We start from the raw sequence: 19,888 nt of genomic DNA on the forward strand, positions 1-19,888 counted from the left end.
TCGCTGTGTCGCGCCGCGCGGCGGTGCGAACGGCAATAGTCGCGGCCCGTCACTCGATTCGAGCAACGGGCAGTACGCCATGCGAGAAAAGATCAATGATCAGAACGACCCGCGAGAAAACGAGCGGTATCGTAACAAGGACGCTGGCGAAACGCCGCCGCGAAAAATGAAGGTTTCTTTAGGAAACGATGGGCGATGCCACGCCGGTCATGGCGACCGGCGTTTAAACGGGCGATCAACTCCGCGCGAGCGCGCGATTAACGATGCGAGATCTGGCAATCCTGCTTATAGTCGACCGCGAGTTTTTGCTCCGCCGAATTCAGATCGGCGGGAAACACGCCATTGTCCGAACCGGGTTGATAGCCGCGCGCTTCCAGTTCGCCGAGCTCTTTCATCAGATCGGCGTGCGTCACTTCTCCCGATGTTTTCATGAAGGGATAGGAGACACATTGCTGATGTGAAAGACGCGGCGCGGCGCTGGCGGCGACACTCGCCGTGAGAACAACGATGGCCATCGCGAGATGAGGCAAGCTTGATTTGGAATTCATGGGCGGCTTTTTTATCGGTTGCGCAGTGCGCTTAATTCGAACCTCTAGCCTAGCCGACCACCCCTCTCCAATCGTCGCCCAAAAAGTTAAAGATAATTTAGGCACTCGATTGGAACGCCCCAAAGACCGGCCTTTTCAGCTTTGATTTTCTTATGGAATTTCCACATCGGCCCGATAGCCGACACGCGGAATACCGATCAAACTCACCGGCGCGCGAGCCTTTAGAAAACGTCCGCGCAATCGCGACACCAGCCTGTGAAGCGAAGTTGGATCCACTTCGAGTTCGCCGAACACATAATCGACCAATTCCGCGTGACGGACCGCCTCGCCCGGATTGCGCAGCAAGCGATCCATCAGCAGATATTCCCGGCGCCGCAGCAGCAGCGCGCTGCCGTCACGGCATATCAGGCTGCGCGTGGACAGCGACAGCAGCGCCTGACGTGACGTGCTGCCTTGCGCCGCCGAATTCGCCTCGCTCTTGCCTGGCCGCGTGATGGCATGCAGGCGCGCATGCAGCTCGGTGTAGTCGTAAGGCTCGTCGAGACAGATATCCGCGCCCGATTCGAGCAGTTTGACGCGCGCTTCCGTCGTGCCGCGCAGGTCGACGATCACCAGCACGGTGTGTGCCGGTCGGGCCGCGAGCGCTCGCGTGACGTGTTCGGCCTCGCCGTTGGTCAGGGCGATGATCGCGTCGATATGTTCCGTGCTGGCGAGCCAGGCGGCGTCATCGGCGCCGTCGAGTTCGACGACGCTATGGTTCGATTCCTCCAGCGCTCTGGCGAGATAGCGCCGCCGCCGCTCGGCGCCGATGCAAAGGATGCGCATGCAACGTCTCCTCGGTTTAGATCGGGGTTGGCTCGGGTTGGGCTCAATCGCGCTTGAATTGCGCCCAGCAATCGAGCCTGACGCACAGGCCCGGACGCGCATCCGAAAGCGTCAGGCCGAAATCATGCAGCCGCACGACCGCCTGCACCACCGAAAGTCCTAGCCCCGAACCGGGAACCACGCTCGTCAGATCGCTGCGATAAAAGCGTTGAAAGACCGCCGTGCGTTCGGTGTCGGGAATGCCGGGGCCGGAATCCGATACCACGATGGTCGGGCCATCGCTGCCATCCACGAGACTCAGTTCGACCGTTCCGCCTTCGGGCGTGAATTTGATCGCATTGTCGAGCAGATTCACGAGCACCTCGAACATCAGCGGGTAATCGGCGCGAATGGTCGCGCGCGTGCGCAGATCGACGCTGAAAACGAGGCCATTGGCGGCGGCAACAGGTTGATAAAGATCGGCGGCCTTGCGGCACAACGCATCGATTTCGACATCGCTGAAACCCTTTTTTCGTTTCATCGATTCGATTTCGGAAATGCGCATGATGGCGGCGAAACGCTGCAGCACGTCCTCGGTTTCTTCGCGCGCCTGCTCCAGCAGTTGCGCGTGCGATGCGGACAACTCGTCGCCCTGAATACGCGCCAGCAGCGAGCGAATGTGAATCACGGGCGTGCGCAAATCATGCGCGATGCCGTCACTCGCGCCCTTCACTTCGTGCATGAGCCGCGAGACTTCGTCGAGCATGTGATTGACCATGGTGGACAGCCACGCAATTTCGTCGCGGCCCGCTTCGGGCAAACGCGCTTCGAAGTCGCCGCGCGTAATCTGCTGCACGACGCGGCGTACGTCGCTGACACGGCGCAATTGCGTTGTCGATACGAGGATGCCGATCGCCAGGCCGCCCAGCACGACGATGGCCGCGCTCCATGCCAGTCCGCCCAGCATATAGGCCCGCAATCGGGACATTTCGTCGACGTCGCGCGAGACGACGAGAATGTCGCCGTTTTCGAGTTTCATCGCCTTGGTGCGCATATACTCGGGACGCGCGGCGGCCTGCTCGGCGAGAATCGGTTTGCTCCAGACGCCGTCGCCGTCGGGCTGCACGTTGGCGGGAAACGCGAGAATGTCGCCCGCAATGTGCCGGTGATTGCCGTTGAACAGCCCGTAGAAATTGACCGGGCGGCGCATTTCGCTGCGAATATGCGCGGCAATCTGCATGGGCACTTTCTCGGCGGGCAGCGCGGAGAAATAGGCGAATTGCCAGGCGATGTTGTAGTCCGCCTGCGTCGCCGTATAGGAAGCCGAATTCCAGTAATTCATATACACGACGCCGGACATCGAGCCTGCAAACACGAATCCGTAAATCAACAGCAGCCGGAAAATCGCGCTGCGCCAAAGGCTCATCTTCATACGGCTCATCCAAGCATATATCCCGATCCGCGGATCGTCTTGATCAGCGGCTTGAGGCCTGGCTTGTCGATCTTTTTGCGCAAGTTGCCGATATAGACTTCGATCAGATTTGTGCCCGGATCGAAATGCATGTCCCACACCGACTGGAAAATCATGGTGCGCGTGACGACTTGCCCGGAATTGCGCGCGAGATATTCGAGCAGACGAAATTCGACGGGCGGCAGATTGACTTCGATTTCCGCGCGGCTCACCGATCGCGCGATCAGGTCGATTTCGAGGTCTTCGACTTTCAATGTCGTGACGACCTGTTGCTGAAGCCGCCCTCTTCTGCGCAGCAGCACCTGAATGCGGGCGCGCATTTCCGTTGCGGAAAACGGCTTGGCGATGTAATCGTCGCCGCCTGCGAGCAGGCCGGTCACGCGCTCGTCGACGTCGGTGAGCGCGCTGATCATCAGCACCGGCGTTTCGATTCCCACACTGCGTATCGTTTTGACAATCGTGAGGCCGTCGATGCCGGGCAAGACGCGATCGAGTGTGATGGCGTCGAATTCCGGGCTGAGCGCGCGTGCAATTCCTTCCGCGCCCGTACGCGCCCATTCGACTTCGAACCCGGCGTTGGTGAGTTCTTCCGTGATATCCCGGCCGACGATGGGATCGTCTTCAATGGTGAGAATTTTGCTCATGATTCGACCTGATTGAAATGGGCGCCGATCACCGCCCGCTTTGCGATCAGTATCGCAAAGGCGCAATGGGCAAGAATGAAGAATCCTTTAGGTTGACGCGTGGGGAGATCGGCGGGCGTCGCGCGGGCGCAGTATGCCATCGAAGCGCAGGCTCGATGGCTGCGGAACAGCGCCGGAATCGGCGTCGTGCCGTCGTGACGCGGGTGCGGGACAGCAGCAGGCGACAAAACGCCGCAATGGAAGGGACGAATTGACGGAATTGACGGCCAACGCGCGTGTCCGTCAAGGACGCGCGCCAGCCTTTGGAGAAAAAAGGGAGAAATGCGGGCAGGCGCCCCGCTACGCTAGCGCGTCTTGAACACGTCGATCGACGAGAGCGCGTGGCCGTGGAAGTCGAACAGCGTGTTGTTGTCCCACTGATCGCCCGCGCCCACCTTCCAGCCCACATTGGGCGTGGGAATCCACTCGGGCTCCCACCAGAAGATGCCCTTGCCGCGCCCGTTCGGAATGCTCTTGACCACATTCGTCAGCGCCGCGAAGAATTGCGCCTGACCTTGCGGCGAAGGCGGGAACGTGACGGTGCCCGTATTCGTCATCGCGTTGGGCTCCGAGTCGCCGTCGCTCGTGGTCCACGGAAAAGCCGTTTCCACCACGATGATGTCCTTGCCGTAGCGCGCCGAAAGATCGTTGGCGTTGTTCTGCAGATCGTCGAGCGAGCCTTGCCATTGCGGGTAATACGACAGCCCGATCAGATCGAAATTCACGCCGCGCTGCACGGCGCTGTCGAACCACCAGCGGCTCTTGGCGTTGTCGCCGCCACTATCGATATGCAGCATGTGCTTGATGTCGGGATCGACGGATTTCACGGCGTCGTGCGCCGTCTTGAGCAGTGTCGCGAGATTGTCCCACTGATCGTACTTGCCGAGCGGCCAGAGCATGCCGCCCGTGATCTCGTTGCCCGTCTGCACCCATTCGGGCCGCACGCCCTCTTCGCGCAGCATGCGCAGCACGCTCGTGGTGTATTCGCCGAGCAGGTCGCAGGTCTGCGCGAGATCCTTGCCCGCCCACGCATGCGGCGGATATTGCTTGCCCGGATCGGCCCACCAGTCGCTGTAATGGAAGTCGATCAGCACGCGCAGGCCGAGTTCGGCGGCGCGGCGCGCGAGCATGCGCACATGCTTCGCGTTGTTGTAACCGGCGGCCGGACTCTGGTTCGCCGGAAAATAATCAGGATTGCCAGGATCATTCCAGACCTTGATGCGGATGGCGTCAAGACCGTGATGCTTGAAGATGCGCAGGCAGTCGTCGGCCTTGCCGTGGTCGTAGAAGCGCGCGCCGTTTGCTTCGAGTTCGAGTAGCGTCGATACGTCGGCACCCATCGCGAGGCGTTCGCCGTGTTCGCCGCGCGCCTCGCTGGCCGCTTCGGCCGCCCGCGCAATGGCAGGAAGCGAGGCGCCCGACGCAAGCGCGGTGCAGGCCAGCCAGGACAGCATGTCTCTTCGATTCATCTGTGCTCCTCCTTGGTATGCGGCGGGCCCTGCGAACGCTGCGACGGTCCGCCTGATAGTCAGGGCACGCCGGCCAGCATTCCGGCGTGCCCTGCGTGATGAATCAGCTCATCGCGGATCACGCCACGCGCAGACGTCGCCGCGCGCGAGTTCCGCCGCGCCCAGCACGAACTCCGCGCCTTCGGGCGCGGGAACGCGCACGCGCGCTTCGCCGAAGTTGAACGCGAAGCTCAGACCGCCGCGTCGCGCGAGACGCACGCCTTCGGGCAGCGTCTGCGTGGCGAGCCCGGCGGCACGTGCCGCGTCGCCCAGCAGCGCGCGATGCAGATCGTGCGTGAGCCATGCCGTGGCGTATTGCACGCGGCCATTCGACAGCAGCGCGGGCCAGCCGTCCTCGAACTTGGCGTCGACCTGCGCGCCCGCATTCGCGCGCACGTGCTCGCGCCAGTGCAGCGCCGCGCCGCGCACATCGCCAAGCGCAAGCGCGGGAGCGAGCGTGGGCCGCAGCGATTCGGCTTCGAGCACCTGCAGCGGCAGCACGCGTTGCAGCGGCCCCGGCGGCAGATTGCCGGGAATCGCGAAGTGCGTGGTCTTCGAACCGGTGCGCGGACCGAACACCCAGCGCGCGCCGCTCTGCTCGACCTTGTCGATGAACGCGTCGTCGAGCACGGCCAGCGACGGCACCACGACGAGGCGGTACGCCGAAAGATCCGCGTGACGCGAGACGATATCGACGTCGAGGCCCTGCTCGCGCAGCGCGCTGTAATAGTCGAACGCGAGCGTCTGATAATCGAAACCCACGCCGTGGCGCTGAATCTCGAACATCCATTGCGTCTCGTAGTCGAACACAAGCGCCACGGCGGCGCGCTCTGGCGCGGCGAGCGTGCGCAACGTGTCGCTTTGCGCGATTTCACGCGCAGCCTGCTCCACTTCCTGACCGCCCGGCGACAGTTCGTTATTCGGCAGATTCAGGCCCGAATGCATCTGCTCCTGCGCATACGGGCACTGACGCCAGCGGAAATACGACACGAGTTCCGCGCCATGCGCGAAGGCCTCGTAGGCCCACAGGCGCACCATGCCCTTCGCGGGGACCGGATTCCACGGCGCCCAGTTCACGGGACCGGCCTGCTGCTCCATCACCCAGAAACGGCCCGCGCCGATCGCGCGATAACGGTCGTGATCGAAAGCCGATACATCGGGATGCGCGGTGCGCGCATAACGCGCCTTGTCCGCTTCCGGCACGCCGATCACCTCGGTGCGCGCGATCGGATAGCTGTCCCACGTCGCCACGTCGATGGCCTTGTTCGCCGCGAATTCGTAGTGATCGAAGGTCGTGAAAAAGCCCATGAAGTTGTGCAGCACGTCCGCGTTCGGCGCGTGACGGCGCAGCACGTCGGCCTGCTCGCGATGGAAGCTCGCCACTTCGTCGGACATGTAACGGCGGAAATCCAGCAGATGCGAGGGATTGGCGTCGGTGGGCGTGAGCACCGGCAGGCCGACCGTCTCGAACGACGGATACTCCATGCTCCAGAACACGTTGCCCCAGGCTTCGTTGAGCGCCTCGATGCTGCCGTAGCGCTGCGCGAGCCACGCCTGGAAACGCTGTTGCGCGGCGGGCGAATAGCTCGGCACCGTGTCGTGGCAACCGAGTTCGTTATCGGTCTGCCACGCGACCACGGCGGGATGCTTGCCGTAGCGTTGCGCCATCGCTTCGGTAATGCGCACGCACTCCTTGCGATACGCCGCGCTCGCGATGTCGTAATGGCGGCGCGAGCCGTAATTCCAGCGCGTGCCGTCCGCGCGCACGGGCAGCATGTCGGGAATCGAATCGACGAGCCATTTCGGCGGCGAAGCCGTCGGCGTGCCAAGCACGACCTTCAGGCCGCGCGCCGCGAGCGTTTCGACCGCTTCGTCGAGCCACGCCCAGTCGAATACGCCCTTGCGCGGCTCCATGCGGCTCCACGCGAATTCGGCGATGCGCACGTGCGAGATGCCGAGTTCGGCCATGCGCCGCGCGTCGTCGGCCCACATCGTGCGCGGCCATTGTTCGGGGTAGTAGCAGACTCCGATTTGCATGATTAAAAACCCGGTACGGTTAAACGTTGAACAGCGGAAAAAGCACCTTCGACACCCGCGAGGATTCGTTTAGCCCTTGCTGGCGCCGAAGGTGAGACCCGCGACAAAATGCTTTTGCATGGCGAAGAACATCAGCACGGAAGGCAGCGCCGCGAGCACCGAGCCCGCCGCCACGAGATTCCATGCCGTGGTCCACTGGCCTTTCAGCGCGGCCACGCCCACGGTGATCGGCGCGGCGTCGTCGCCTTGCGTGAGACAGAGCGCCCAGAAGTAGTCGTTCCAGACGAAGGTGAACACCAGAATGCCGAGCGCCGCGAGCGCGGGCCGCACGAGCGGCATGACGATGCGCCAGTAAATGGTCCACTCGCTCGCGCCTTCCACACGCGCCGCCTCGATCAATTCAAACGGCAGCTGCTTGATGAAATTGCGCAGAAACAGCGTGCAGAAACCCGTTTGAAACGAGACGTGAAAAATAATCAGCGCCCACACGGTGTTGTAGAGCCCCACGCGCAGCGCCATGTCGCGCACCGGAATCATGAGAATCTGGATCGGCACGAAATTGCCCGCGACGAAAGCAAACAACACCGCCGTATTGCCGCGAAATTTGTAGGTCGAGAGCGCGAAGCCCGCCATCGACGCCAATACGATTGCGCCAATTACCGAAGGCACGGCAATCAACACGCTATTGGCGAAGTAATGCAGCATCGGCGTTTGCGTGAGCGCCGCGCCGTAGTTATCGAATAAGGCGAAATGCTTCGGCCAGCCCCAGTAATCGCCTTGCTGCAGTTCCTCGGTGGAACGGATCGAGGTAATCAGCACGGCGAGCATCGGCAGCAGCCAGATCACCAGCGCAATGGGCAGCGAGAGTTTGTAGAGCGCGCGATTCGCGGGTTTCCAGCGTTCGACGGGAAGCGGATACATAAAGACAACTCCCTTGAATTCAGTGTTCTTCGCGCAGCATGCGGCGCAGATGGAACACGATGTAGACCAGCATGATGGCGAACAGCACGACGGCGATCGAAGCCGAATAGCCTTCGCGGTAATACTTGATGGCCTGGTCGTACATGTAATAGGCGAGCACGGTGGAGCTGTCGAACGGGCCGCCGCCGCTCATCACCGCGATCAGGTCGAAACTGCGCAGCGCGCCGATCACGGTCAGCACGATCGCCATGAAGGTCACCGGGCGCAATTGCGGCAGGATCACGTGCCAGAAAAGCTTGAAACCCTTCGCGCCTTCCATGCGCGCGGCTTCCACGATTTCCGGGTTGATCGACGTGAGGCCGGTGAGATAGAGCACCATGCAGAACGGCGTCTGCGGCCAGAGCGCGGCGAAGATGATGCCGTAGGTGACGAGCTTCGGATCGCCGATCACCGGCACGCCGTGGCCCAGAATCAGGCGCAGCAGGCCGAACGTGGGGTCGTAGAACCACGAGAACACGAGGCCCACCACCACGCCCGAAAGCACGAACGGCGCGAAGAACAGCGACTTCACGATGCGGATGCCGCGCACGGTCTGATTCAGATACAGCGCGAACATCAGCCCGAAGGGCGGCGCGAGCTGGAACAGCACGAGCCAGAGCAGATTGTTCTTGAGCGCCGTATAAAACGTGTCGGTCTGGAATAACTCGATGTAGTTCGCGAGGCCCACGAACGTCTTTTCGGTCATGCCATCCCAGTTGTAGAAACTAAGCGCGATGCTGCTGAAAATCGGGTAGATCACGCACAGCGTGAACAGCACGCCGCCGGGCAACAGGAAATACAGCGCGGCGCGATTCTGCTGGCGCCGCGCCGTGGACGCGCGACGCGGCCGCGCCGCCCCCATGGGGCGCGCTACGGTATCGGACATGTTCAGGCCTCGACTTTTATTACGGATTGCGAATCAAGCGGAAAACAATCTCCGCAGTGGACCGGCGGCTGAGCGCCGCCGGCCGTTACACCATGACGCGCGATTTACTTGTGGTAAATGCGCTGACGCGTGGTTTCGAGGCGCGCGAGCAGCGCGTCGATCTGCGTCGGATCGGAATAGAACTGCTGCATCGCCTTCATGCCTTCGTCGGCCATTTCCTTCTGCATGTCGCGGTCGTAGAACTGCGCGATGCCGCCCTTCGTGTTCGCGAGCGTCTGGAAGCCGACCTTCGAGATCGCGTCTTCCGGCTCGGCCGCCTTGTTGTTCGACGGCAGCTGGCCCCAGCCGCGCGCGAGATCGGCGTTGATCTGCGGCGACTCCATGAAGGCGAGCAGACGGCGCGCGTCGGCCTTATTCTTGGCCTTCGCGGGAATCAGCAGCACGTTCACCGGGCCGTCTTCGGCGGTCGGCACGTTGGCGTCGATGATCGGGAAGCGGAAGAAGCCCACGTCCTGCTTCATGTTGGCCGGGAAGCTCGCCGAGAAGAACGTGCCCATCAGCATCATCGCGGCCTTGCCGTTCACGAGCACCGGCGCGATCGAGTCGACGTCATAGGACAGCGCGTTGTCCATGAAGTAGTGGTTGTCGATCAGCGTCTTCCAGGCGGTGAAAACCTTCTTCACGCGCGGGTCGGTATAGGGAATTTCACCGGCCATCAATTGCTGATGGAACGCGTTGCCGTTGATGCGCAGGTCCAGATAGTCGAACCACGCGGCGAGCGTCCAGCTGTCGCGCGCGGCCACGGCAATCGGCTGCACGCCGCTCGCCTTGAGTTTCTTGCAGGCGTCGAGGAACTCGTCCCAGGTCTTCGGTTCTTCCTTGATGCCGGCCTTCTGGAACAGGTCCTTGCGATAGAAGAAGCCATACGCGTCATAGCCGAGCGGCGCGGCGTACTGCTTGCCCTTGAACGTCGAAGCTTCCCTGACCGAGGCGTATTGCTCGTTCCAGCCGTTCTTCGCCCAGTCGGACGACAGGTCTTCGAGCAGGCCGCGTTGCGCGTAGTAGGCCATGCGCTCGCCGTCGTGCCACGACACCACGTCGGGCGGATCGGTCGCGAGCCAGCCGCTCATCTGCACCTTGTAGGCTTCTTCGGTGACATACGCGACCTTGAGGTCGACGTCGGGATTGGCCTTCTTGAACTTGTCGAAGGCGTCTTGCCAGGTCGAGCGCTGATTGCCGCGCGCCGACACGTTGACGGTGAGCGTGGCCGCGTCGGCGCCGGCGCTCGCGAGCGTGGCGGCCACCAGCGTCACGGCCGCCGTGGCGCGCGCGAGCGTGCCGAAGCTGCGGAAGCGTTGTGCGAACATGTTGTTGTCTCCAGATGTGCGTTGTTTGCCTGTCCTGCGTGGTTTTACTGCTGACCTGCCTGTGCTGCCTGTCGTGCAAACCGCCCGCTCTGATGGCGGGGTCAAGCTGAATTCTCGCGATGGCGTTGTATCAGATCAGCGCCGCAGCCGCAGTCGAACCGGCATCGGTGTTCGTGCGCGCGACGGCCAGCCGTTTGAGCGCGAGTCCCGCCGAGTCGAACAGATGGCAGGCCTCGGCGGGCACGCGCACGCGCAGCCGCTCGCCCACGCCGATAGGCGTGTCGCCGGGCGCTTTCGCGACCAGCGTGCCGGCCGCATGATCGGCGTGCAGATAGCTGTGCTCGCCCAGACGCTCCGCGAGCACGGTCGCGCCCGCGATCGACTGACCCTCGCCGTCCAGACGCAGATGCTCGGGCCGCACGCCCAGCGTCACGCGTTCGCCGCGTTGCAGGCTGCGTCCGTCGACGCAGGCGAGCAGCGTGTCGCTGCCGCCCGCGAGCGCGACGTGCACGCCCTCCTCGCTCACGGCGTCCACCGTGCCGTCGATGAAATTCATGCGCGGCGAACCGATGAAGCCCGCCACGAAGCGCGACTTCGGATGGTGATAAAGCTCCAGCGGCGCGCCGCTTTGCGCGACGCTGCCGTACTTCTCCATGTCCGCGCCCGCATGCAGCAGCACGATGCGGTCGGCGAGCGTCATCGCTTCGACCTGATCGTGCGTGACGTAGACCACGCTGGCGTTTTCGAAGCGTTGATGCAGACGCGCGATTTCCACACGTGTGTGGCTGCGCAGCGCGGCGTCGAGGTTGGAAAGCGGTTCGTCGAACAGGAACACGCCGGGTTCGCGCACGATCGCGCGGCCGATGGCGACGCGCTGGCGCTGGCCGCCCGAGAGCGCCTTGGGATGGCGGTCGAGCAGCGTGTCGAGTTGCAGGCTGCGCGCGGCGTCGAGCACGCGGCGCTCGATTTCGGGCTTCGGCACCTTGGCGATCTTCAGGCCGAAGGCCATGTTTTCGAACACCGTCATGTGCGGAAACAGTGCGTAGCTCTGGAACACCATCGCCGCGCCGCGTTGCGCCGCCGGCACGTCGTTGACGACGCGCCCGCCGATGCGCAACTCGCCCTCGGTGACTTCTTCGAGGCCCGCGATCATGCGCAGCAAGGTGGATTTTCCGCAGCCCGAGGGGCCGAGGAACACACAGAATTCGTGGTGGCCAATGTCGAGATCGACGCGCCGGATCACGGGCGCGTGGTCGCCGTATTGCTTGCCGACGTTTGATAGCTGGATCGTCGCCATGTTGTCTCCTCCAGATTTAAGCGCTTAAATTCTACGCTATAAATATGGCCGGGGGCTTGTGCGCTGGGGATTTAACCGCTTAAATTGCTGAACGGTATTATCCTGCACGCATCGCCTTCCCGGCGCGGTGTGGGTGAAAATTATCAAATTCCCCCGGCGGCTTGCAACATTTGAGTCGCAGTCCCTGAATGTGGGAAACGAGACACTAAAGGCTGCACATGGTCACCTTGTCAGAAGTCGCGCGACGCGCCCGCGTCACCGCGGCCACCGTTTCGAACGTGCTGCGCAACCGCGAGAAGGTCCGCCCGGAGACGGCGGAGCGCGTGCTCAAGGCCATCGCCGAGCTGGGTTACCGCCCCAACCTCAACGCGCGCGCGCTCGCGCAGGGCCGCTCGTCCACGCTGGCGCTGATGCTCTCGAACATCGCCAACCCGTTCTATCCCGAGTTCGTGCTGGCGGCCGAGCGCGCGGCGCGCAAGGCCGGCCATTTCCTGATGGTCTGCAATACCGACGACGACGCGCAGATCGGCCGCGCCTACCTCAACCAGATCGCGGGCACCTTCGCCGACGGCGTGCTCGTGATGAACACCGACATCGCCATGAACGAGCTGTGCATCTCGGCGAAGCACAACGGCCCGATCCTGCTGGCGATGTGGGAGCACCCGGAAAAGCCGCCCGCGCTGCCCTGCGTGGCCGTCGACTTCGCGCGCGCCGGCACGCTCGCGGCGCAACATCTGCTCGAACTCGGTCATCGCAAGATCGGCATGCTGATCGGCGACGGCTGCGGCGGCTTGCAGGACGCGCGCTCGGACGGCTTTCGCGCGGCGCTCGCCGAAGGCGGCGTGCCGCGCGCGGTGGCTGAAATGCAGGTGCGCGACTCGATCGACGCGGGCCACACGGCCTGCATGACGCTGATGGCCGAGCATCCTGAACTCACGGCGATCTTCGCGTCGAACGACCTGCTCGCGATTGGCGCGATCCAGGCGCTGGTGGGCATGGGGCTCGCCGTGCCCGGCGATGTCTCGGTGATCGGCATCACCGATATCCAGCTGGCGCATCAGGTGCGCCCCGCCCTCACGACCGTCGCGATCCAGACCGAAGCCGTGGCGGAGCTGTCGATCAGCAGCCTGATCCGCTTGATCGGCGAGCCGGTGCAGGAGCCGTCGATGGCGATCGGACCGCCGCCCCAACTCGTCGTGCGCGATTCCACCGGGCCGGTGCGAAAGCGTACGCGTCGTGCGGCGGCGAAATAGTACGGATACCGAATGATGTGGTTTGAAGGCTAGCCAGCGGGATCCGTGCGCCAGCGAATCACCAGCGCAATGACCGCCACGCCGCCGCAAAAAACCGCCAGCCAGGACAGCAGATTCGCGCTCGCCACGAGCGTCGCCTGGGTTTCGAGCGCGGCGGCCATGCGCATCATCTCGGGCATCGGCGGCATGCCGCCGAGATCGAACGGCGTGATGCGCTCGACGAGCCGCGTGCGCGCGATCGCCTCGCCGTATTGCAGCCACAGGCTGGCCGCGCCCGTGCCGCTCGCGGTCGCGATCTGCCGCACGATGTTCTTGAACGCGTAGGCGTGCTGGAAATCGTCCTCGGCGAAATCGACGAAGGTCATGCCCGCCACTTGCGCCATCACGAACGGCACGGTCAAGCCCTGCAGGAACAGCGCGGGCAGGATCACATCCATCGACGCACCGGTCATCGTGCGCAGCGAAAGCATCAAGAGCGCGACGGAAAACAGCACGTAACCGAGCGCGATATAGCGGCGCTGGCCGAACAGCTTGGGCGCGATCAGCGAGAAGCACAGCATCGCGCCGAGACTCAAGGTGGACGCCCACGTCAGCACTTCGCCCGTGACCTGAAAACCGAAACCGAAGCCGCTTTGCAGCAGCGTCGGAATCAGGTAATTCCAGAGGCCGTTGAGGAAATAGTAGATCGCGTAGAACAGAATGCCGACGAGATAGCGGCGGCCGAGCAGCGCGTGCGGATCGAGCCAGAGTTGCGGTTCGCGATGCAGCCGCAGGAAGGCCGCGCCGATCAGCGCGAAACCCACGAGCGGCGTGAGCGCGACCGAGGGCGAACTCGCGAATTCGTAAAAGCGCAGGTCGCCGAGTCCGTGCATGAGCACCATCGCGCCGAGGCCGAACAGAACCACCACGGGCCAGTCCATCGGATCGATATCGAGTTCCCAGAGGCCGCCAGCCGGCGTCACGCGATGCGGATACGTGAGCAGCACGAGCACCAGCACCACGAGCGCGAGCACGACCTGGATCGCGAAGACCATCTGCCAGGCGGCGCTTTCCACGAGTTCGGCGGCGAGCCAGGGCGTGATCGCCGAAAGCCCCAGCGAGCCGATATTGAAGCCGATAAAGAGCGGCCCGCGTTCGTCGCGCGCGGCCACCAGTTGAATGAGGATGCGCGAGGCGGCGAACAGGCCGCCCGCGCCGAAGCCCTGCACGCCGCGCGCGATCGTCAATTCGAGCGGCGTTTCGCAGAGCGCACACAGCAGCGAACCGAGCGCCGCCACAAGCAGACCGGCCACGGTGTACGAACGATAGCTGGTGTGCCGCGCGATGCGCGCGAGCATGAGATTCGCCACGCTCGCCATCGCTGCGTAGGACGTCATGCTCCAGAGGAAATCTTCGGGCGAGGCATGCACGCCGCCGCGAATGTGCGTGCCGGCGATGCCCATCATCGACGAGGCGACGAAGTCCACGCCCGCCGCGCCGCCCAGCGCGACCGTGAAGAAGAACACGCGCAGCGGCGAGAAGTCGGGCAGCGCGCGCAATCTCATCGGCGCGCTCCGTCATGAACGCGCGCGCCGCGTGAAGCAACCGCAGCCCCGCCGACGATGGTGTGCGTCACGCTTTCCCCTGGGCGCCTCTCGCGGCGCCGCGCTGAAAAGAAGTGGCTCGAAGTGTCTAGAAGTGGTCGATCATGCCGAACTGCACGCCGCGCACCGACGCGCCCGGCCACGATGGCGTGAGACCCGTCACGTTCACGCCGCGCAGCGTCATCTCGCCCTCGCCGTGATTGCGCAGCCAGCCCGCGCTCGCATAGAGCAGCACGCGCTTCGAGAGATCGTACTCGCAGGCCGCGCTGAACTGATCCGCGTTGTTGTCGCCGCCCGAGCGGTCACGCATGTAAGTGTAGCCGAGCGAGGCGCGAAAACGCGCGCTCACGGCATAGCGCGCGGAGACCGAAACGCCGTCGTTGTGATAGCGCGGCGTGCCGCCGTCGCCGTTGAAGAACGACAGGAAGCCCGTGACCGGACCATACACGTAGGACACGCCGCCGAGATTCGCGCGCAGCGCGCCCGAGCCGTGCGTCTGCTGATGCGCGTACGAGATGCGGAACGGGCCGTCGTGGTACGCGAAGGTTTCGATGTGGCCGGCGAGGCCGTTGCCGTCGCCGTCGCTCGCGTTGCGCAGCGCGGCCATGATCGTCGTGGAGAAGCCGTGATATTCCGGCGACAGATACGTGATCGCGTTGCTCTCGTACGGCGTGATCTTCGAGAGATTGTTCAAACCCGAGGCGATGGTGCCTGCGCCGAACGCGTCGAGCCCGCCCTTGAACGGGATATAGATCGGCGAATACTGGCGGCCCATGCGCACCGTGCCGTACGGCGTGCCCACGCCGATCCACGCCTGGCGGTTGAAGATCGTATTGGCCACGGCATAGCTGCCGTCGGTGGAGCCGAAACCATTCTCCAGATCGAACAGGATCTTCACGCCGTTACCGATGTCTTCCGCGCCGCGCAAACCGAAGCGCGAGCCGCGATACGCGCCCGAATCCATGCGCGCGACATAGCCCGCGCCGGGATTGGTGACTTCGATGCTGGTGTCGATCGAGCCGTACAGCGTGACCGAGCTTTGCGCGTGCGCGGCGCCCGCGTGGACCGCCAGCGCGGCCATGACGATGCCGGCGCACGGCGCGTTCCGTGCCAGGCGGGCGAAAGGTGCGAGCGGCATCAGGCGGCGCCCGAAAAAGCGCGCGCGTGAGGCAGACCGGTGCGGGCCGAAAGGCGCACGGAAGCTTGAATGCATACGGGAAAAAACGGGAAAAATACGGGGAAAACAGAAAAACGGCGCGTGCGTGTGGCTGCGCGGCGCGCCGTGAGCATGGTGGGCGCGGCGGGTGAAGCCGCATGTCGGGCCGCGCGATTCACGCGGCCGGAGATGCTGCCTGGTCCAGCGGACTCATCGTATCAAACGACTCGTTTCGACTACTGAATAGTGGCATCGGCTCCCGGAAGTCCTTCGGGAAAGCGCCGCATTTTACCGCAGCAATTTCGCATCGAGACTCGCGAATTAACCGTTTGGTACAAATACCACAATCGCGGAATAGCCCATAAAAAAAGGCGCGGCGCGCCCGGCCGGTCACGCTCGATGAGCGTTCCGGCCGGCTCGCGCCGCGCCTCACATCACTGCCCTGCCCTTACTGCGGCAGCGCGTAAGCGATCACGTAGTCGCCCAGCTTGGTGCCGAACGAACCGTGGCCGCCCGCGGCGATCACCACGAACTGGCGGCCGTTGACCGAGTAGGTCATCGGCGTCGCCTGGCCGCCTGCCGGCAGGCGGGCTTCCCAGAGCTGCTTGCCGTTGTTCACGTCGAACCCGCGGATATAGTTGTCCGCCGTCGCGCCGATGAACGCCACGCCGCCAGCCGTCACCATCGGGCCGCCCAGCATCGGCATGCCCATCTTGAACGGCAGCGGGATCGGCGAGCTGTCACGCACGGTGCCGATACGCTTCTTCCAGACGATCTCGTTGGTCTTCAGATCGACGGCCGAGATGTAGCCCCATGCCGGCTGCTTGCACGGCAGGCCGAACGGCGAGAGGAACGGGTTGAGCGTCACGCCGAACGGAATACCGTATTGCGGCTGGATGCCCGATTCCGTGCCGCTGCCCTTCGCGCCCGGTTCCGGTTCCTGCGGATTGCCCGGACCACGCGGGATCAGGCGCGAGACGAACGGCAGCGCGATCGGGTTGGCGATGGCGATCTGACGATCCGTGTCGAGCGCAATGCCGCCCCACTCGAACATGCCCAGGTTGCCCGGGAACACGAGCGTGCCTTGCAGCGAAGGCGGCGTGAACGTGCCTTCATAGCGCAGCTTGTGGAACATCACGCGGCAGACCAGCTGGTCGTACATCGTCGCGCCCCACATGTCCTTGTCCGTGAGGAGATTCTTCGGACGGAACGTGAGTTCGGAGAACGGCTGCGTCGGCGACGTGTGATCGCCCGGCGCGGCGCCTTGCGGCACCGGCAGTTCGGGCGCGGGCACGACGGTCTCACCGGTGCGGCGGTCGAGCACGAACAGGTTGCCGGTCTTGGCCGGTGCGTACACGACCGGCACGGTCTTGCCGTCCTTGTCGGTGATGTTCGCGAGCGTCGGCTGCGAGGGCATGTCCATGTCCCAGAGGTCATGGTGCGCGGTCTGGTAGAACCAGGCGAGCTTGCCGGTCGAGGCGTGCAGCGCGAGCAGGCCGCTCGCGAAGCGCTCCATCTCCGGCGTGCGGTCGCCGCCCCAGATGTCCGGGGTGCGCACGCCCATCGGCAGATAGACGATGTCGAGCTTGGCGTCGTAGGCGGCCGGGGCCCACGAGTTCGGCGAGTTCCACGTGTAGTGCTCGCCCGGACCCGGGATCTTGTTCGGATCGGCTGCGCCCGGATCGAAGGCCCACAGGAGCTTGCCCGTGCGCACGTCGAAGCCGCGGATCACGCCCGACGGTTCACGGTTCGAGAAGTTGTCCTCGACCGCGCCCGCCACGACGATCACCTTGCTGGTGACGACCGGCGGCGACGTCGGTTCGTACATGCCCGGCGTGGTGACCGGCATCGCGTGTTGCAGATCGAGGTCGCCGTTATTTCCGAACTCCGAGCAGCGCTCGCCCGTTTCCGCGTCGAGCGCGTACAGGTGGCCGTCGTTGACCGGCAGATAGATGCGGCGCGTGCAGGCGGCGTTCGCGGCCGGCGCAGCGGCAACCGTGGCCGGTGCGTCGCTGGCCGGAGCGGCGGCTTGCGTGGCTTGCGCAGCGTCGGTCGCCGAAGCGCCCGAAGCGGCCGCCGTCGTGGCCGATGCAGCAGCATCCGAAGCGGCCGCGGCTTCAGCCGGTGCCGCCGCGTCCGCCGTCGCGTTGCTCGCCGACAGGTCGACATACGACACGCCACGGCAGGTCACGTGCTGGAAGGACGGGTCCGGCTGGAGCTTCGGATCGAACTTCCACTTGAGCTTGCCGCTTTGCGCGTCGAGCGCGAACAGGATCTGGTGCGGCGAGCACAGGTAGAGCAGATCGCCGATCTTGATCGGCGTGACCTCGTTCGTGATCTCGCCCGGATCGTTCGGGCCTTTCATGTCGCCCGTGCGGAAGGTCCAGGCCACCTGCAGGTTCTTCACGTTATCGGGCGTGATGGTCTGCAGCGGCGAGTAGCGCGTACCGCGCTGGTCGCGGCCATAGGCGGGCCAGTCGGACGCGGGGATGCCGTCGACGTGCGCGGCCGGCGTGCCGGTCGACGCATTCAGCGTGCCGTTGATCGTCTGCGGATCGTTGAAGCAGGCGTACACGAGCACGCCCGCCCAGATCACGAGCGAGCCGACGAGCGTCTGCACGCCGAGCTTGCGCGGCGCTTCGAGACGCCAGCTCACGAGCAGCAGCAGCCACACGCCGAACACGACGAGCACGCCCGAACGCGGCGCGAGCGCCCAGAAGTCGGGACCCGACTCCCACAGCGACCAGATCGCGGTGCCGACGAGCACGAGCGCGTAGAGCACGAGCGCGGTGGCGCGGCGGCGATACAGCAGCCACGTGACGGCCAGCAGCACGACGCCGGTCACGACGTAGTACGCCGAGCCGCCGAGCGAGAGCAGGTACGCGCCGCCTATCAGCAGATAGAGCGAGGTGAGCGCAATAAATAGCAGGGTGATGACGCCGATGAACCCCGGCGATGATGATTCTCTGGATCTGGACATGATGATCTCAACCTTCTTTTGAGGACGCCGCCCACAGCGTCTGTCACACGATGCCGGCGGCGAGGCGCGCCGGCGCGAACACCGGCGAGTCGTCCAGCCGCTGCGCTACGCGCGCAGTGGCTGGCAATGCGGAAAAAACCTCCGCGAAATAAGCCTTTAGAAGACGTGCATCATCCCGATGTACGCGCCGGTCTGCGACTCGCCCACGTTCGGGCTGGTCGGCGAACTCGAATCGCGCGACGTCGCGAACACCGAGAAATTGCCGTTCTTGCTGTTGTCCACGTACGCGACGGTGCCGTACAGGAAAGTGCGCTTGCTCAGGTTGTAGGTCGTGCCGAGCGCGTACAGCATCGCGTGGCTGCCCGGGTCGTGCGAAATGTCGCCGCTGCCCTCGCCCACATGAATGTAGAAGCCCGCCGCCGTGACGGCCCACTTCGGCGTGGCCTGATAGGTGGCGCCGAGCCAGTAGTGATCGGCCGTATCGGCCACGCCCACCGGCGAATCCGGCGCGCTGTAGTGCGTGTAGGCCGCCTGGATCTTCCACTTCTCCAGATGCAGGTTGCCGCCCACGAAGTATTCGCGCGACGAGGTGAAGATGTTGGAGAAGCGGCCGTTGGAGTCGCGCAGCTCGTCGTAGATGCCGCGCACGTCGAACAGCGTCGAGTGGTACGAGAGCATCACGCCGTCCGAGCGGCCGAAGTCGCCGTCCGCGCCATTGTTGAAGCCGCTCGTCTGGTTGCCGAACGCGTACTGGCCTTGCACGTCGAAGCCGTTCCACACCGGGCTGTGGTACTCGACGTTATTGCTGGTCTGCTGCCAGTTGCGGCCGCGCACGAGCGAGGCCGACGACACGGCCTGCTGCACGAACGGATCGAATTCCCAGACGCCGTCGCTGTCGATGAAGAGGTTGCGACCGGCCTGGATTTGCCCCCAGGTGTCGTTCTTCAAACCGACATACGCGCGGCGCGAGAACAGCTTGCCGCCGCCCGAGGTGCCGTTCATGATCTGCAGCGCGGTTTCGAGGTCGAACAGCGCGGTGGTGCCGCCGCCCAGATCCTCGGTGCCCTTCATGCCGAGCATGCTGGTGCCCCAGTCGCCGCCTTCCGCGCTCCATCGGTTCGACGAGCCGCCGCTGCCGTTCGCGATGTGATTCAGATATTCGATGCCGCCGTCCACGCGGCCGTACAGCGTCACGCTCGATTGCGCCGATGCAGCCGAGCTCGCTGCGAGCAGCACGAGTGCGCCCAGTTGATATTTCACGTCAGCTCCCAGGTGGATTCTTCTTTCGTTTGTCGTTTGTCCGTGCCGTCCGGGCGCTTCCCGCCGTGCCTGACCAGACAGGGGCGAGAGACGCA

General features: G+C 64.2%; 15 protein-coding genes. 1 reads left to right on the forward strand and 14 read right to left on the reverse strand.

All coding sequences use genetic code 11. The features are described 5' to 3' along the window. Positions 1-257: 257 nt before the first annotated feature. The 10 genes from U4Y88_RS02940 to U4Y88_RS02985 form a co-directional block, all read right to left on the reverse strand. Positions 258-530: a DUF4148 domain-containing protein gene (locus U4Y88_RS02940; protein WP_321782129.1), complete on the reverse strand. Its 273-nt coding sequence runs from the start codon at positions 528-530 to the stop codon at positions 258-260. Between the two features lie 168 nt (positions 531-698). Beyond that, positions 699-1,475, reverse strand: coding sequence for a response regulator transcription factor (locus U4Y88_RS02945; protein WP_321782131.1), 777 nt, complete (start codon positions 1,473-1,475; stop codon positions 699-701). Next, on the reverse strand, positions 1,417-2,784 hold the full coding sequence (locus tag U4Y88_RS02950) for a HAMP domain-containing sensor histidine kinase (RefSeq protein ID WP_321782133.1): 1,368 nt from the start codon (positions 2,782-2,784) through the stop codon (positions 1,417-1,419). Before U4Y88_RS02950 ends, U4Y88_RS02945 begins: the two co-directional genes overlap by 59 nt. A gap of 5 nt (positions 2,785-2,789) precedes the next feature. Next, a complete protein-coding gene (locus tag U4Y88_RS02955; RefSeq protein WP_310629971.1) occupies positions 2,790-3,467 on the reverse strand; it encodes a response regulator transcription factor in 678 nt (225 codons plus the stop codon). Positions 3,468-3,811: 344 nt separating this feature from the next. Continuing rightward, entirely contained in the window at positions 3,812-4,975 is a 1,164-nt protein-coding gene (locus tag U4Y88_RS02960; protein WP_321782135.1) for an arabinogalactan endo-1,4-beta-galactosidase, read from the reverse strand. 108 nt (positions 4,976-5,083) lie between these two features. After that, the gene (locus U4Y88_RS02965; protein ID WP_321782137.1) at positions 5,084-7,051 is read right to left on the reverse strand and encodes a beta-galactosidase; all 1,968 of its coding nucleotides are present in this window, start codon (positions 7,049-7,051) and stop codon (positions 5,084-5,086) included. A gap of 69 nt (positions 7,052-7,120) precedes the next feature. Continuing rightward, entirely contained in the window at positions 7,121-7,972 is an 852-nt protein-coding gene (locus U4Y88_RS02970; protein WP_224010006.1) for a carbohydrate ABC transporter permease, read from the reverse strand. A gap of 19 nt (positions 7,973-7,991) precedes the next feature. Continuing rightward, entirely contained in the window at positions 7,992-8,897 is a 906-nt protein-coding gene (locus U4Y88_RS02975; RefSeq protein WP_321782139.1) for a sugar ABC transporter permease, read from the reverse strand. Positions 8,898-9,001: 104 nt separating this feature from the next. Next, positions 9,002-10,264 carry an ABC transporter substrate-binding protein gene (locus U4Y88_RS02980; RefSeq protein ID WP_321782141.1) on the reverse strand — a complete coding sequence of 421 codons (1,263 nt, stop codon included), beginning with the start codon at positions 10,262-10,264 and terminating at the stop codon, positions 9,002-9,004. A 130-nt stretch (positions 10,265-10,394) separates the two neighbouring features. Then, the gene (locus U4Y88_RS02985; protein WP_321782143.1) at positions 10,395-11,561 is read right to left on the reverse strand and encodes a sn-glycerol-3-phosphate ABC transporter ATP-binding protein UgpC; all 1,167 of its coding nucleotides are present in this window, start codon (positions 11,559-11,561) and stop codon (positions 10,395-10,397) included. A gap of 218 nt (positions 11,562-11,779) precedes the next feature. Between U4Y88_RS02985 and U4Y88_RS02990 the strand changes: the two genes are divergently transcribed. Next, complete coding sequence (locus U4Y88_RS02990; RefSeq protein WP_321782145.1) at positions 11,780-12,814, forward strand: LacI family DNA-binding transcriptional regulator; 1,035 nt, start codon at positions 11,780-11,782, stop codon at positions 12,812-12,814. A 29-nt stretch (positions 12,815-12,843) separates the two neighbouring features. Here U4Y88_RS02990 and U4Y88_RS02995 read toward each other — a convergent pair whose 3' ends face one another. From U4Y88_RS02995 to U4Y88_RS03010, 4 genes are all read right to left on the reverse strand, one after another. Then, positions 12,844-14,358, reverse strand: coding sequence for an MFS transporter (locus U4Y88_RS02995; protein ID WP_321782147.1), 1,515 nt, complete (start codon positions 14,356-14,358; stop codon positions 12,844-12,846). 127 nt (positions 14,359-14,485) lie between these two features. Continuing rightward, positions 14,486-15,478, reverse strand: coding sequence for a porin (locus U4Y88_RS03000; protein WP_310629989.1), 993 nt, complete (start codon positions 15,476-15,478; stop codon positions 14,486-14,488). Positions 15,479-16,001: 523 nt separating this feature from the next. After that, positions 16,002-18,533, reverse strand: a complete 2,532-nt coding sequence (locus U4Y88_RS03005) for a glucose/quinate/shikimate family membrane-bound PQQ-dependent dehydrogenase (RefSeq protein ID WP_321782149.1) — start codon at positions 18,531-18,533, stop codon at positions 16,002-16,004. A 156-nt stretch (positions 18,534-18,689) separates the two neighbouring features. Continuing rightward, positions 18,690-19,793, reverse strand: coding sequence for a porin (locus U4Y88_RS03010; RefSeq protein WP_224009989.1), 1,104 nt, complete (start codon positions 19,791-19,793; stop codon positions 18,690-18,692). Positions 19,794-19,888 lie beyond the last annotated feature (95 nt).

This window comes from Paraburkholderia sp. J94 (genome assembly GCF_905220285.1).
GTDB classification, from domain to species: Bacteria; Pseudomonadota; Gammaproteobacteria; order Burkholderiales; family Burkholderiaceae; genus Paraburkholderia; species Paraburkholderia tropica_A.

Coding starts and splice junctions, on each gene's coding strand:
- U4Y88_RS02990 (WP_321782145.1), top strand. CDS start 11,780: ATGGTCACCTTGTCAGAAGTCGCGCGACGCGCCCGCGTCACCGCGGCC.
- U4Y88_RS02970 (WP_224010006.1), bottom strand. CDS start 7,972: ATGTATCCGCTTCCCGTCGAACGCTGGAAACCCGCGAATCGCGCGCTC.
- U4Y88_RS02995 (WP_321782147.1), bottom strand. CDS start 14,358: ATGAGATTGCGCGCGCTGCCCGACTTCTCGCCGCTGCGCGTGTTCTTC.
- U4Y88_RS02965 (WP_321782137.1), bottom strand. CDS start 7,051: ATGCAAATCGGAGTCTGCTACTACCCCGAACAATGGCCGCGCACGATG.
- U4Y88_RS02975 (WP_321782139.1), bottom strand. CDS start 8,897: ATGTCCGATACCGTAGCGCGCCCCATGGGGGCGGCGCGGCCGCGTCGC.
- U4Y88_RS02955 (WP_310629971.1), bottom strand. CDS start 3,467: ATGAGCAAAATTCTCACCATTGAAGACGATCCCATCGTCGGCCGGGAT.
- U4Y88_RS02950 (WP_321782133.1), bottom strand. CDS start 2,784: ATGAAGATGAGCCTTTGGCGCAGCGCGATTTTCCGGCTGCTGTTGATT.
- U4Y88_RS02945 (WP_321782131.1), bottom strand. CDS start 1,475: ATGCGCGTCCGGGCCTGTGCGTCAGGCTCGATTGCTGGGCGCAATTCA.
- U4Y88_RS03000 (WP_310629989.1), bottom strand. CDS start 15,478: ATGGCCGCGCTGGCGGTCCACGCGGGCGCCGCGCACGCGCAAAGCTCG.
- U4Y88_RS02980 (WP_321782141.1), bottom strand. CDS start 10,264: ATGTTCGCACAACGCTTCCGCAGCTTCGGCACGCTCGCGCGCGCCACG.
- U4Y88_RS02960 (WP_321782135.1), bottom strand. CDS start 4,975: ATGAATCGAAGAGACATGCTGTCCTGGCTGGCCTGCACCGCGCTTGCG.
- U4Y88_RS03005 (WP_321782149.1), bottom strand. CDS start 18,533: ATGTCCAGATCCAGAGAATCATCATCGCCGGGGTTCATCGGCGTCATC.
- U4Y88_RS02985 (WP_321782143.1), bottom strand. CDS start 11,561: ATGGCGACGATCCAGCTATCAAACGTCGGCAAGCAATACGGCGACCAC.